We start from the raw sequence: 12,795 nt of genomic DNA, 5'->3' as shown, positions 1-12,795 counted from the left end.
AGGTAGTTTCTGGTACAGACATCATTATAATTTTGGCTTGAAACCATTTGGACGCAAAGATCCCCCGCAATGAACACAGACATCCCCGACTCGTACAACGCCATCGACACCCCTGATGAATCCCAGGCACAATTTGTGCGATGGTTCAGGGAAGTGGCGCCTTATGTACACGATTTTCGTGGCAAGACGTTCGTGGTGGCCTTTGGGGGCGAGCTCATCAACGATGGGTTGCTCTACACCCTGATCCCGGACTTGTCGCTGCTGTCGGCACTGGGCATCAAGCTGGTGCTGGTGCATGGCTCACGCCCCCAGGTCAATGAGCAGCTGCGCCTGAAAGGCGAAACCACGCAATTTGGCCGCGGTACCGAGCCGACCAGTGCGGTCGCTCTGGAATGCGCCAAAGAGGCTGCCGGTGAAATTCGCCTGGATATTGAAGCCGCATTCAGCCAGGGTTTGCCCAACACCCCCATGTCACATGCCCAGATTCGCATTATTTCGGGCAACTTTGTGACCGCGCGTCCTGTGGGGGTCATTGATGGTCTGGACTTCAAGCATTCCGGTGCGGTGCGCAAACTTGATGTGGACGCCATGCGCGTCATCCTGAATCAAGGAGCGCTTATTCTACTCTCCCCGCTGGGTTTTTCTCCAACCGGGGAGGCCTTTACCCTGGATATGGAAGATCTGGCAACCAGCACGGCCATCGCCCTGCGCGCTGAAAAACTGATTTTCCTGACGCCAGAGCATATTGGTCACTCCAATAATCTGGATATTGATTCAGAACTGGCCCGTGCCGATGCTGATGGCCTGCTGGCCTCGGGCAAGCTGGACCAGGACTGCTCCACCTTCCTGCGCTATGCCTCGCAAGCCGTCAAGCGCGGTATTGCCCGTGCGCACTTGGTGCCCTACAAGCAGGACGGCAGCATTTTGCTGGAAATCTTCACCCACGACGGGGTGGGCACCATGGTGGTGGAAGACACACTGGATGATTTGCGCCCGGCCAATCTGGACGATGTGGGTGCGATTGTGCAGTTGATTGAACCTCTGGAAATTGATGGCACCCTGGTGCCCCGTGGTCGTTCAGTCATCGAGCGCGAAGTGGAACGCTTCACGGTTCTGGAGCACGATGGCATTATTTACGGCTGCGTTGCCCTGATCCCCTACGAAGAAGAAAGTATGGCCGAGATGGCCTGTCTTATCGTGCACCCGGAATGGCAAGGCTCGGGCGAAGGCGAAATCCTTTTGCGTCATACCGAAGCCAAGGCCCGTGCGGCCGGTTTCAAGCGTCTGTTCGTGCTGACCACCCGCACCTCGCACTGGTTTATCAAGCGCGGTTTTGTGCAAGGTGGCGTGTCGGATCTGCCCAAGGGCAAGCAGTCGCATTACAACCGCTCCCGCAACAGCATGGTCTTTATCAAGAAGCTTTAAACCTTTGCGCTGAACTTCCAAGGTCCTGCCCACTGCAAAAAAACAGGCAAGGCGATGCCCACGCATCGCCTTGGTGTCATCAAGCCCGGGCATGATGGGCAGCAAATCATTCGCCTGGTACATCAAGCCGCCATCGGGCTGGTTTGACGGCCTTTATGCCCTCAGTACAATACGCCCATTCAAGTATTTGATTAAAAAGGAAAGCATATGGCACGCATGATTCACTGTGTGAAGCTGAAACAGGAAGCCGAGGGCCTGGAGTTTCCCCCCTACCCCGGCGAACTGGGTACCAAGATCTGGCACTCGATCTCCAAACAGGCCTGGGCCAACTGGATGGACGTGCAAACCCGTCTGGTAAACGAGAACCGCCTGAACCTGGCTGACGCCCGTGCCCGCACGTATTTGAAAGAACAGATGGAGCAATATCTGTTTGAAGACAAGGACGTGGAAGCGGACGGCTTTACCGCCCCCAGCGCCTAAGTCTTTGCAGAATGCGGATCGCTGAACGGCGGTCCGTTTTCTGAGTACAATTCTGCCCATGGCTACTCTCGCATTCCTCACACTCGCACCGCTTGATTACCGGGGCTCAGCCATGCCGCGCGGACACTTCCATTCAGTCACACCGCCCTAAGCAGGCAACGCGCCGCAAGAGCGCTCCTTTCTTGCATCCCCTACCTCTGACCGGTTCGTAGCACGCTGTTGCTATGGGCTTGTTCGTGTTTGCCTTGTGTCCCGCCTGCTCGCTAACCGATCCGGGCACACAGGCTTGTTATCTCTGCTTGAGCACGGTGTATTTATGTTTATTGAAAAAATTCGAACGGAGTGGTTCTCCAACGTTCGGGGTGACTTGCTGGCTGGCCTGGTCGTCGCCCTGGCACTGATCCCCGAGGCAATCGCCTTTTCCATCATTGCAGGCGTGGACCCCAAAGTGGGTCTGTATGCTTCTTTCTCCATTGCCACACTGATTGCCTTTGTCGGCGGTCGACCTGGCATGATTTCGGCGGCCACGGGGGCCATGGCTCTGGTCATGGTGACGCTGGTCAAAGAACATGGCCTGGACTACCTGCTGGCGGCCACCATTCTTGCCGGTATATTGCAGATGCTGGCCGGCTTTCTACGCCTGGGTCAGCTCATGCAGTTCGTCTCACGCTCCGTCATCACCGGCTTTGTCAATGCCTTGGCCATCTTGATTTTCATGGCCCAGTTACCGGAACTGACCAATGTCAGTTGGCCGGTTTACGCCATGACAGCGGCGGGACTGCTCATCATCTACGGACTGCCTTATTTCACCAAGGCCGTGCCTTCGCCCTTGGTCGCCATCATTGTGTTGAGCATTGCCTATAGGGTGTTCGAGCTGGATATTCGTACGGTCGGCGATATGGGCGCCTTGCCGGACAGCCTGCCCAGCTTCCTGATTCCCCAGGTCCCGTTTACGTGGGAAACGCTGCAAATCATCCTGCCCTACTCGGCAACCCTGTGTGTGGTGGGCCTGCTGGAATCACTGATGACAGCCACCATCGTGGACGACATGACCGATACCGGCAGCAACAAGGACAAGGAGTGCGTGGGTCAAGGCATCGCCAATATCGCAACAGGCTTTATGGGCGGGATGGCCGGGTGTGCCATGATTGGCCAATCCGTTATCAACGTAAAGTCGGGTGGCCGTGGCCGATTGTCCACGCTGACGGCCGGTGTCGTATTGCTGATACTGGTCGTGTTTCTGGATGAGTGGGTCAGGCAAATCCCCATGGCCGCCCTGGTGGCCGTCATGATCATGGTCTCGATCAGCACCTTTAACTGGGGCTCTGTCAAAGACCTGGTGGTTCACCCCAAAACCTCCAGCGTCGTCATGCTGGCAACGGTTGTGGTAACCGTTGCCACCCACGACTTGGCCAAAGGCGTGCTGACAGGCGTTCTGTTTTCGGGTGTCTTCTTTGCCCACAAGGTACGCCGTATCTTGCACGTCGTTTCCACCCTTAGCGAGGACGGGCAAACACGTAGCTATCTGGTTTCCGGACAAGTGTTCTTCGCCTCCTCCGAAAGCTTCACCTCGCAGTTTGATTACCAGGAAAAAGTCCCTTATATCTGCATCGATGTCAGCCAGACACGCTTTTGGGATTTAACCTCGGTCGACGCGCTGGACCGGGTGGTGCTGAAACTGCGCCGTGGTGGCAGTCAAGTTGACGTTCATGGGCTGGATGCCAGCACCAGTCCCTTGGTCAAACAATTTGCCTCTTACCTGAAAATATCGTAATCAAATGAAACCCGGCACAACGTTTTGACACCGAATGGTCAAAAATCAAAAGAAATGGGAATTTTCAACAGTTATTCCTAGCTCCAGGGAAGAGAATCACGGCTGGCCTTGATGCACTCGTGGGGTGCGCGTAGGCAAGCTTAGCTCTTGCAGCTAAACGGGTTCCCTATCCCTTGCCTCTTTCTGAGCAGCCCGGCACACGCATGATGGGGTGCCGCGCAGCCGCTTACTTGCTTTACCCACAGGAAAAGAAGTTCATGAGCCGCCTAGACATACCCGTGATTGATCACTGCTCCACCCACTTGCGCTTGTGGCTGGTCAATCTGAGCTACTTGCAGGCTTTGTATGGCGCGGACTTTCACGCTTTTGTTCTGGATACCGTGCAGCAAAGGCTGCTCGATTGCGGTCTGAAATCGGACGAGGTCTTTATTCAAGGCGATTTTGTGCTGATTGCCCTGGGCCAGTTGGGCAGGCAAAACCGTTTCCAGCGCGCCCATCCCCATGCCCTGGCCCAACTGCTGGGGGCCGCGCTGGAGTGTGACCCGATTGCACACGAAGACACACGCATCTATTTGCATACACAGGTGGCCTACCATTTCGACCACCGCCAGTACGACAAGGATCTGCTGCACCCTCCCGCCCCCAACCCCTGCTCCCATAGCCACCCGGCCACCTTGGCGGCCTGGCACAAGGTATGGGCCCAGACTTACCGGGACGACATGACGCTGGCAGTACAGATGCTGGATGATTTGCAGGCTGGCCGTTTGGTGCTGGCCTTCCAGCCGGTCTACCACCTGGGTGAGCAGCACCAGAACAAATACTTTTATGAAGAAGCCCTGATTCGTCACCAGGACCAGGCTGATTACCAACTGCCTGAAGCGATTAGCGCCCTGGAGCGCCTGGGGCTGATTTCCCGGCTGGATCGCAGTGTTCTACACAGCGTGGTTGAACTGTTGAGTGCCCAACCTGCCCTGTGTCTGGGGGCGAATCTGTCTGCCGGCTCCTTGCAGGACGATTTATGGTGGCAAGACTTGTTCAGCTATCTGGACAGCCGTCCCGATGTGGCACAACGCCTGATTCTGGAAGTGACCGAAACCGGCACAATTGCTCACAAACCCACCGCGCTGCGCCTGATTGCTCAGCTGCAAAATCTCGGGGTGCGGATCGCCCTGGATGACACCGGCTCCGGCAACAGCACCCTGGCTTTTCTGGTGCAGACCCACGCCGACATTATCAAAATTGACCGCTCTATCTTGTTGCGAGCCCGTACTCCCGGTCAGCCTGCACATTTGCTACGTAATCTGGTCAATGTTTGTGCCGACTACAGCCCTTACGTGGTGATTGAGGGCGTTGAGGATGAAGCGGATCTGGAGTTTGTGCGCCTGTCCGGGGCTCATGGTGTTCAAGGTTTTCTGCTGGCCCTGCCCACAATCCACCCACACTGGCTCAAACCTTCTGATGTGATTACCGTGCGGGATGCGGTGTACGTTCGTACCCAGTTCTACCCCGGTGAGCCTCTGGCGGATTACGGCTTTGGCTTCTAGGCGGGGAACCCAGCAGGCCAGACGCCCATTTCTCTCCCCCCAAAAAGCAAACAAGCCTTGCATGACACCATGCAAGGCTTGACGCAAGAAGGCCAGGATCAGAATCAGGCTTTGTCTTCGGATTCCGGTTCGGGCAAAGGCTCACCACGTGCCGTACGTTCGGTGTTCTTCACACCGGTGTGACGCACATCGTCACCACGCACCATGTAGATCACGCGTTCAGCCATATTCTTGGCGTGGTCACCAATACGCTCCAGCGCACGGGCGATAAAGATCAGGTCAATAGAGTGCGAGATCGTGCGCGGGTCTTCAATCATGTAAGTGATGATGTGACGCAGCGAACCCTTCCATTCACGATCCACTTCCTTGTCGCTGCGCACAATCTGTGCCGCGTGCACGGCGTCCTGGCGCGCAAAGGCGTCCAGCACATCGTTGATCATGCCAGCGACCGAGGAGCTCATGTGACGCAGCTCGACCACAGGCTCGTAGCCAGCGGTACCTTCGTGCAGACGGCGAGCCATCTTGGCGATGCGCTCGGCCTCGTCCCCGCAGCGTTCCATATCGGTCAGCATTTTGGAGATGGACAGCAACATGCGCAGGTCAATGGCGGTGGGCTGATTACGGGCGATCAGGTTGGTGATGCGCTCGTCAATCTCCACTTCCAGGCGGTTGATTTCTTTTTCACGCTCGCGAACCTGGTCAACCAGCGACATATCCCCGGTTTGCAGGGCTTCGGTCGCACTGCGAACCATCGATTCAACAATACCGCCCATCTGCAAGAACAGCGAACGGGTGGCCTCCAGATCGGAGTGAAACTGCTTATTGGTATGTTCGTTCATAGTGGCCTTCTTTAACAGCAAAATGGCTCGCGCCAGCGCTTAATCCGTGCATAGATTAAGCACCGATTATGACAGAGACATTAAAATTCAGAAACCGTTGCCCGACAGGGTACGTACCCCTTGTTGACCGGCAATCAAGGCCACACTGGCCGGGGCAATGGCGAACAGACCGCAACACACCACACCGGGCATATTGTTGATGCGCGCTTCCAAAGCAGCCGGGTCTTCAATGGACAGACCGGACACGTCCAGAATCAGGCCGCCGTTATCCGTGACAAAGCCCGTACGCTCGACGGGATTGCCGCCCAGGGCACGCAACTGACGGGCGACCGCATTCTTGGCCATGGGAATGACTTCCACCGGCAAGGGGAAAGCCCCCAGACGTTCTACCAGCTTGGAGTCGTCCACAATGCACAGAAACTTGTCCGAGACCGAAGCCACGATTTTCTCGCGAGTCAGTGCGCCACCACCGCCTTTGGTCATGTTCAGGGCGGCATCGATTTCGTCGGCACCATCGACATACCAGTCCATGCGTTCGATCGTATTCAGGTCTTGAACTTCAATGCCCAGACCTTGCAGGCGAGCAGTGGAGCGTTCCGAGCTGGACGCCGCGGCCTTGAAGGTATGCTTGTGCGCAGCCAGGGCGTCAATAAACAGATCAACCGTGGAACCTGTACCCACACCCAGAATGGAATCCGGGGTCAGGAAAGGAAGGACGTAGTCAACGGCGGCCTGGGCCACCTGTTGTTTGAGTTCGGACTGTGTGTACATGGCAGATATAAAAATCGGGGGGCTTGGCCCCCCTTTGGTTTACTTGAGAAAACGAGCGGCAAATTTGCCTTCGTTAAAGCCCACGCTGACTTCACCCTCTGGCGTAATCAGCAAGGGACGGCGTACCAGGGCAGGAAACTCGGCAATCAAGGCCAGCCATTGGGCATCGTCCTGCGGTTCTTTACGTTCCGCCGGCAGATTACGCCAGGTCATGGAAGCGCGGTTGACCAGTTTGGGCCAACCGCCCAGCTCCTGCGCCCATTGTTGCAAACGGGCCGCTTCCAAGGGATGTTCGCGGTAATCCACAAAGGTCAACGACAGACCATTTTGCTCAAACCAGGCAATCGCCTTTTGGCAGGTGCTGCAGTTTTTCAAACCATACATCGTGAACACGGCAATACTCCTTATCAATCAGGCGCGACGCTCGCGGCGTGCCTGCAAGCGATTGGCGACGACCACAAAAACACCAATCACCAAAATAAGCAGGGTTGCCAGGGCGTTGATCTCGGGCTTGAGGCCCAGACGTACGCGCGAAAAAACTTCCACCGGCAAGGTGGTAAATCCCGGACCAGACAGGAAAGAGGCAATCACCACATCGTCCAGCGACAAGGTAAAAGCCAGCAACCAGGCAGCCATCAAGGACGGCACGATCGAGGGCAGGACAACCTGGAAAAACGCTCTCAGGGGAGTGGCGCCCAGATCCAGCGCCGCTTCTTCCTGGGAGCGATCCAGCTCACGCATACGCGATTGCAGAATCACGGTGGCATAGGCGGTACACAAGACCACATGCCCGATCCAGATCGTGAAAATACCGTTCTGTTCCGGCCAGCCAAACAGGGAGTTCAGTTCCACAAACATCAGCAGCAGGGAAATGCCCAACACCACTTCCGGAATGACCAGCGGTGCGCTGACCAAACCAATGTACAGGGCAAAGCCCTTGAAGCGCCCCATGCGGGCCAGCACATAAGCAGCCCAGGTACCCAGAATGGTGGCCATGGTGGCCGTCAGCACCGCAATCAGAAAGGACAGCTTGGCGGCACTGAGCAAGGCCTTGTCCTGGAACAGGGATTCATACCAGCGGAAAGAAAAACCCGACCAGGACGTCATGATGGCCGATTCATTAAATGAAAAGACAATCAGGAACAGAATGGGGATGTACAGAAAGCCGAAGCCCAGAGTCAGAACCAGGGCACGCAACCAGAGATTAGGCTTGGTCATGAGCGGCCTCCCCGTTGTGCTTCCATTTGTCGCATCTGGCTGTACTGGAAGAAAATCAAAGGGATGATCAACAACAAGACCATCACGCAAGTCACGGCAGCGGCCATGGGCCAGTCGGCATTATTGAAGAACTCGGTCCACATGACGCGGCCCATCATCAAGGTATCGGCACCACCCAGCATTTCCGGAATGACGTACTCCCCCACTGCCGGAATAAACACCAGCATGGCACCGGCAATCACGCCGGACATGGACATGGGCAAGGTGATATTCCAGAACGCCGACCAGGGACGTGCACCCAGATCGTACGCGGCTTCCAGCAGACGCATGTCCAGCTTCACCAGATTGGCATACAGCGGCAGGATGAAAAACGGCAGATAGGCGTAGATCAAACCGATGTAAACGGCCAGATCGGTGCGGTAGATTTCCAGCGGCGCATCAATAATGCCTGTCCACAGCAAGACCTGATTGAGCAGGCCATCACCCCGCAAAATGCCTACCCAGGCATAGACGCGCAGCAGCATGGAGGTCCAGAACGGCAGAATCACCGCCAGCAAAAGCAGGCTGCGAACGGCTGGTGCGGAACGCGCAATGTAGTAGGCCACCGGGTAGCCGATCAGGATACAAAAGATCGTGGTGACGGCGGCCATCTTCAGCGAACTGACGTAGGTGGCCAAATACAGATTATCGCTGAACAGCAGGATATAGCCGCGCAGGTTCAGGACAAAGGAAATGCTTTCCTCGGCAAACTGGGCCAAGGGCGTATACGGCGGCACCCCGAAATCAAGATCGGCAAAACTGATCTTGAGCACGAGCAAAAACGGCACCAGCAGAAACAGAATCATCCACAGGAATGTGGGTGCGACCACCAGCGTGCGACTGGTGGGCAGCAGTTTGCGCCAGGACAGGTTCTTCATGTGCTCAGTACCGTTGCGCTGTCGTCGGACCAGGACACGTAGACTTCTTCGTCCACGCCGGGAGCATCAGGCTGGGCCAAGGTACCGCTGGGCATTTGCGCTTCGATCAGCATGCCGGCATCCAGACGAATCTGGTAGCGGGTATAGCTGCCCATCCAGGACACGTGGGTCACAATGCCGTGGCCCCAGTTGGTATCCTCGGAAGGCAATTCACGCCCCACCTTGATCTGCTCGGGGCGGATGGACACGTACACGTCCATGCCCAGCGGTTCGCTGATCCCGTGGCTGACATACAAGGGGCGACTTAATTCTTCGCACTCGATATGAACATGGTCGGGCTCGTCCACCGTCACCACGCCGGTGAACAGATTGGTGGAACCGATAAAGCCCGCCACAAAACGCGAGTTCGGAAAGGAATACACGTCGTAAGGCGTACCGGACTGGATGATCTGCCCGTCGGACATCACCGCCAGTCGGCTGGCCATGGTCATGGCCTCTTCCTGATCGTGGGTCACCATAATGCAAGTCACCCCCACGCGCTCCAGAATCTTGACCAGTTCAATCTGGGTTTTCTGACGAATCTGCTTGTCCAGTGCGGACATGGGCTCGTCCAGCAAGAGCAGCTTGGGACGCTTGACCAGGCTACGCGCCAGAGCGACACGCTGTTGCTGACCACCCGACAACTGATTGGGCTTGCGGCGTGAAAAACCCGCCATCTGCACCAGGTCCAGCGCCTCGAACACACGCTCGTGGATTTCGTTGCGGGGCACGCCTTCCTGCTTCAGGCCAAACGCCACATTGGCCTCGACCGACATGTGCGGGAACAGCGCATAGGACTGGAACATCATATTGACCGGCCGCCGATAAGGCGGCAGGTCGGTAATGTCCTCGTTGTCCAGGTAAATCCGACCGGAAGTCGGCTCCTCAAACCCTGCCAGCATGCGCAGCAAGGTGGACTTGCCGCTGCCCGAACTGCCCAGCAGTGCAAAAATCTCGTGACGGGCCACGTCCAGACTCACGGACTGAACAGCCACGGTGTCGCCAAAGATCTTGACGACTTCGTCCACACGCACGAAAGCATCCTCGCCATCCATCCAGGGCGAGGTTCCGGTACGGATATCTTGCATGATGCCTAGCGTCCAGACTTGAGTTCAGCCCACAGGCGCGTTTGCAGACGCTGCACCTTCAATGGCTGTGGTTTGATCACGAACAAAGTCTTGGAGACTTCGGGCGAAGGGTAAATCATGGGGTTGTCAGCCACTTCCTTGACCACGAACTCGCGCGCATCTTTATTGGCGTTCGGGTAGAACATGGTGTTGGTAATGGCAGCATGGACTTCCGGCGTTTCAATGTAGTTGATAAAGGCATGGGCCTCTTTCACATTGTTCGCACTCTTGGGGATGGCCATGGTGTCAAACCAGACCGGCGCCCCGCCTTGCGGAATGTAGTAGTCGATGGCGTACGGCTTTTTCGCCTGACGCGCGCGGTCGGCCGAGATCATCACGTCGCCAGAGAAACCGTAGACCATGCACAGATCACCCGCAGCCAGCTCGTCGATATACCCCGAGGAGCTGAACTGACGCACGTAAGGACGAATGGTCTTGAGCAGATCCAGCGCTTCGCGGTAGTCAGCTTCGTTGCTGCTGTTGGGGTCTTTGCCAATGTAGTGCAGCACGGCGGGAAATACCTGGGCGGCTTCGTCCAGGATGGAAATGCCACAGCCTTTCAGCTTCTCGGCATTTTCAGGCTTGAACAGCATGTCCCAGTTACCCAGGTCCACCTGCTCGCCCATGATTTCCTTGACCTTGGTGACGTTGTAGCCCAGGCCATTGGTGCCGTAGCCCCAGGGAATCAGGTATTCATTGCCGGGGTCCACATCCGAGAGCAAGGCCATGATGTCCGGGTCCAGGTGGGACCAGTTGGGAATCTGACTTTTATCCAGCTTCTGGAACAAACCGCCTTCGATCTGACGCGCTGCGTAATGCGTGGAGGGAACCACCACGTCGTAACCCGACTTGCCCGTCAACAACTTGGCTTGCAAGGTGTCGTTATTGTCGTAAACGTCATAACGCACCGTAATGCCCGTGGCTTTCTGAAAGCCGGACAAGGTATCGGGGGCCGTATATTCAGCCCAGTTATAGACATTAACAACCTGATTTTGTGCCTGTGCAACAGGCATGATGGCAGCAGCGGCCAGCAGGCCGGCGAGTACCTGTGGTGTGTTCATCCCAAAAGACATCACGAGTCCCCTTCCTATCGAAAGCGAAAAACCCAAAAGGCGAGATGATAAAGCTTTTTTAAAGCCCGTAGTCGTAATTAACGCTGCGTTTCGTGGCGGTAAGCAGAAAACATCTGCTGCCACCACTGATCGCCACGCGGCCCACACACTTTGAGCAAGGATCGTCTGAGGCGTTGCACATTACCCAGCGCCTGGGCGGGGCTGACAGGCCCCTGTCGTGCACGGTCAAAATCGATCAGCCAGACTTTGTCATTCGCATCCAGCAAAATATTGTAGGCGTTAAGGTCAGCGTGCCAAACCTCGAATTGGTGCATGCGGACAATCTCGCGCGCGACCGCTTCGGGGGAGGCGCGGTCCAGGCACAGAGTCAAAGGCTGCACATCGGGCACCCGCTGGCTTATCAGGGCCGCATGGTACCAAAAACCTTGCTGCCACCACGCCCCCGCCAGCACTTTGGGGACGGCCAAACCCTTGTTGTGCAAATAAGACATCACCTGAAATTCTCGCCAGCTGCGAGTCCGGGAGGCGCCTTGCCACAAGTAGCTGGACTCATTGAAGCGAGCCACCAGACCACCACGACGGTAGTGACGCAGCACCGCCTGCCCAAAAGGCCCGTTCACAAACCAGGCAGCCTGACGACCACCCTGCCCGACTTTGCTGGCTTGGTCGCCGTAGGAGGCGGCCTCGAACCAGCGCTGCAAGGCTTCGGGTTCCAGATCCAGCTGATTGGCCAGCTCGGGTGCCAGCAAGGCACCGCCACCGGGCAAGGAATAGACAGTTTCGGACTGGGCGCTCACGGTAGCTCCTCAGGCACGGACCAGCAACAAGGCCATGATCAGTACCAGCATGCAGGCAAAAATAAACTTCAGACGATTTTCGGGCAGGCGATAGGCCAGACGCACGCCAAAGGGAACCAGCATCAGACTACCGATAGCCATGGGTATCCCAACCTGCCAGGTCGTTTGGCCATGAAAGGCATACGTCGCCAAGGCCACCAGAGTACCGGGAATAATCATGGACAGGGCTAAACCTTGCGCACCTGTCTGGCTGTATCCCATGCGGCTGGTCAGGAACGGCACGACCAGCACCGCGCCGCCCACACCGAACACACCTCCGGCCAAACCAGCCATCATGCCAACGACGATGTACCACAGTTGCCCAAACGACTCGGGGTCCGGGCGCGGCTTGTCACTGCGACGACGGCGTCGGGAAAAACCCAGGCTCTGGTCGAAATAATACAAGGCAATGGCCATCACAAATATCGAATAGATACGACGCAACAAGATCGCATCCATGCCCAAGGCCAGACGTGCGCCCAGCCAGGTAAAGATGATGGAGGAGATCGCCCCCAGTGCAGCCCGGCGGAAATCAATATGGTTGCGGCGATGGTACTGGCGCACAGTCAGCAGCACGGCGGGCACCACCATGATGAGAGCCGTCCCCTGAGCCGTTTGCTGATCCATACCCAGAATCAGGCCCAGCAGCGGAATGGCCAACAAGCCGCCACCAATCCCCAGAACCCCGCCGGTATAGCCAATAAGCGCGCCTCCCAGCAAACAGGCCAGGATCAATTCAATACTTGTCATGG

The 12,795-nt window shown here is 56.7% G+C and carries 13 protein-coding genes; 4 read left to right on the top strand and 9 right to left on the bottom strand.

The genetic code is table 11. The features are described from left to right. Positions 1-69: 69 nt before the first annotated feature. From argA to CPY64_RS04345, 4 genes are all read left to right on the top strand, one after another. Positions 70-1,425, top strand: coding sequence for an amino-acid N-acetyltransferase (gene argA / locus CPY64_RS04360; protein WP_042484360.1), 1,356 nt, complete (start codon positions 70-72; stop codon positions 1,423-1,425). A 207-nt stretch (positions 1,426-1,632) separates the two neighbouring features. Continuing rightward, positions 1,633-1,905 carry an oxidative damage protection protein gene (locus tag CPY64_RS04355; protein ID WP_009461661.1) on the top strand — a complete coding sequence of 91 codons (273 nt, stop codon included), beginning with the start codon at positions 1,633-1,635 and terminating at the stop codon, positions 1,903-1,905. A 316-nt stretch (positions 1,906-2,221) separates the two neighbouring features. Then, positions 2,222-3,679: a SulP family inorganic anion transporter gene (locus CPY64_RS04350; RefSeq protein WP_042484356.1), complete on the top strand. Its 1,458-nt coding sequence runs from the start codon at positions 2,222-2,224 to the stop codon at positions 3,677-3,679. Between the two features lie 257 nt (positions 3,680-3,936). Next, positions 3,937-5,223, top strand: a complete 1,287-nt coding sequence (locus CPY64_RS04345; protein WP_042484353.1) for an EAL domain-containing protein — start codon at positions 3,937-3,939, stop codon at positions 5,221-5,223. A gap of 104 nt (positions 5,224-5,327) precedes the next feature. Here CPY64_RS04345 and phoU read toward each other — a convergent pair whose 3' ends face one another. The 9 genes from phoU to CPY64_RS04300 form a co-directional block, all read right to left on the bottom strand. Next, positions 5,328-6,062, bottom strand: a complete 735-nt coding sequence (phoU, locus tag CPY64_RS04340; protein ID WP_009461659.1) for a phosphate signaling complex protein PhoU — start codon at positions 6,060-6,062, stop codon at positions 5,328-5,330. A gap of 87 nt (positions 6,063-6,149) precedes the next feature. Then, on the bottom strand, positions 6,150-6,833 hold the full coding sequence (gene rpiA / locus CPY64_RS04335; protein ID WP_042484348.1) for a ribose-5-phosphate isomerase RpiA: 684 nt from the start codon (positions 6,831-6,833) through the stop codon (positions 6,150-6,152). 39 nt (positions 6,834-6,872) lie between these two features. Further along, positions 6,873-7,217, bottom strand: a complete 345-nt coding sequence (locus tag CPY64_RS04330; protein ID WP_042484346.1) for a Spx/MgsR family RNA polymerase-binding regulatory protein — start codon at positions 7,215-7,217, stop codon at positions 6,873-6,875. A gap of 27 nt (positions 7,218-7,244) precedes the next feature. Then, complete coding sequence (locus CPY64_RS04325) at positions 7,245-8,051, bottom strand: ABC transporter permease subunit (protein WP_042484343.1); 807 nt, start codon at positions 8,049-8,051, stop codon at positions 7,245-7,247. Next, positions 8,048-8,968, bottom strand: coding sequence for an ABC transporter permease subunit (locus tag CPY64_RS04320; RefSeq protein WP_042484340.1), 921 nt, complete (start codon positions 8,966-8,968; stop codon positions 8,048-8,050). The genes CPY64_RS04325 and CPY64_RS04320 overlap by 4 nt, the downstream gene beginning before the upstream one ends. Next, entirely contained in the window at positions 8,965-10,095 is a 1,131-nt protein-coding gene (locus CPY64_RS04315; protein WP_042484336.1) for an ABC transporter ATP-binding protein, read from the bottom strand. Before CPY64_RS04315 ends, CPY64_RS04320 begins: the two co-directional genes overlap by 4 nt. 5 nt (positions 10,096-10,100) lie before the next feature. Next, positions 10,101-11,207 (bottom strand): polyamine ABC transporter substrate-binding protein, encoded by a 1,107-nt coding sequence (locus CPY64_RS04310; RefSeq protein ID WP_042484333.1) that lies wholly within the window; start codon positions 11,205-11,207, stop codon positions 10,101-10,103. 77 nt (positions 11,208-11,284) lie between these two features. Further along, complete coding sequence (locus tag CPY64_RS04305) at positions 11,285-12,004, bottom strand: 3-deoxy-D-manno-octulosonic acid kinase (RefSeq protein ID WP_042484330.1); 720 nt, start codon at positions 12,002-12,004, stop codon at positions 11,285-11,287. 9 nt (positions 12,005-12,013) lie between these two features. Beyond that, entirely contained in the window at positions 12,014-12,793 is a 780-nt protein-coding gene (locus CPY64_RS04300; protein WP_042484326.1) for a sulfite exporter TauE/SafE family protein, read from the bottom strand. Between the last annotated feature and the right edge of the window lie 2 nt (positions 12,794-12,795).

The sequence above is a fragment of the Alcaligenes faecalis genome, assembly GCF_002443155.1.
In the GTDB taxonomy this organism is placed as follows: domain Bacteria; phylum Pseudomonadota; class Gammaproteobacteria; order Burkholderiales; family Burkholderiaceae_B; genus Alcaligenes; species Alcaligenes faecalis.
The sequence above is the reverse complement of the archived record's forward strand: the minus strand, read 5'-3'. Positions and strand labels throughout refer to the sequence as shown.

What these genes read in the sequence shown, in the direction of transcription:
- argA (WP_042484360.1), top strand. Translation starts at nt 70, where the DNA reads ATGAACACAGACATCCCCGACTCGTACAACGCCATCGACACCCCTGAT.
- CPY64_RS04355 (WP_009461661.1), top strand. Translation starts at nt 1,633, where the DNA reads ATGGCACGCATGATTCACTGTGTGAAGCTGAAACAGGAAGCCGAGGGC.
- CPY64_RS04350 (WP_042484356.1), top strand. Translation starts at nt 2,222, where the DNA reads ATGTTTATTGAAAAAATTCGAACGGAGTGGTTCTCCAACGTTCGGGGT.
- CPY64_RS04345 (WP_042484353.1), top strand. Translation starts at nt 3,937, where the DNA reads ATGAGCCGCCTAGACATACCCGTGATTGATCACTGCTCCACCCACTTG.
- phoU (WP_009461659.1), bottom strand. Translation starts at nt 6,062, where the DNA reads ATGAACGAACATACCAATAAGCAGTTTCACTCCGATCTGGAGGCCACC.
- rpiA (WP_042484348.1), bottom strand. Translation starts at nt 6,833, where the DNA reads ATGTACACACAGTCCGAACTCAAACAACAGGTGGCCCAGGCCGCCGTT.
- CPY64_RS04330 (WP_042484346.1), bottom strand. Translation starts at nt 7,217, where the DNA reads ATGTATGGTTTGAAAAACTGCAGCACCTGCCAAAAGGCGATTGCCTGG.
- CPY64_RS04325 (WP_042484343.1), bottom strand. Translation starts at nt 8,051, where the DNA reads ATGACCAAGCCTAATCTCTGGTTGCGTGCCCTGGTTCTGACTCTGGGC.
- CPY64_RS04320 (WP_042484340.1), bottom strand. Translation starts at nt 8,968, where the DNA reads ATGAAGAACCTGTCCTGGCGCAAACTGCTGCCCACCAGTCGCACGCTG.
- CPY64_RS04315 (WP_042484336.1), bottom strand. Translation starts at nt 10,095, where the DNA reads ATGCAAGATATCCGTACCGGAACCTCGCCCTGGATGGATGGCGAGGAT.
- CPY64_RS04310 (WP_042484333.1), bottom strand. Translation starts at nt 11,207, where the DNA reads ATGTCTTTTGGGATGAACACACCACAGGTACTCGCCGGCCTGCTGGCC.
- CPY64_RS04300 (WP_042484326.1), bottom strand. Translation starts at nt 12,793, where the DNA reads ATGACAAGTATTGAATTGATCCTGGCCTGTTTGCTGGGAGGCGCGCTT.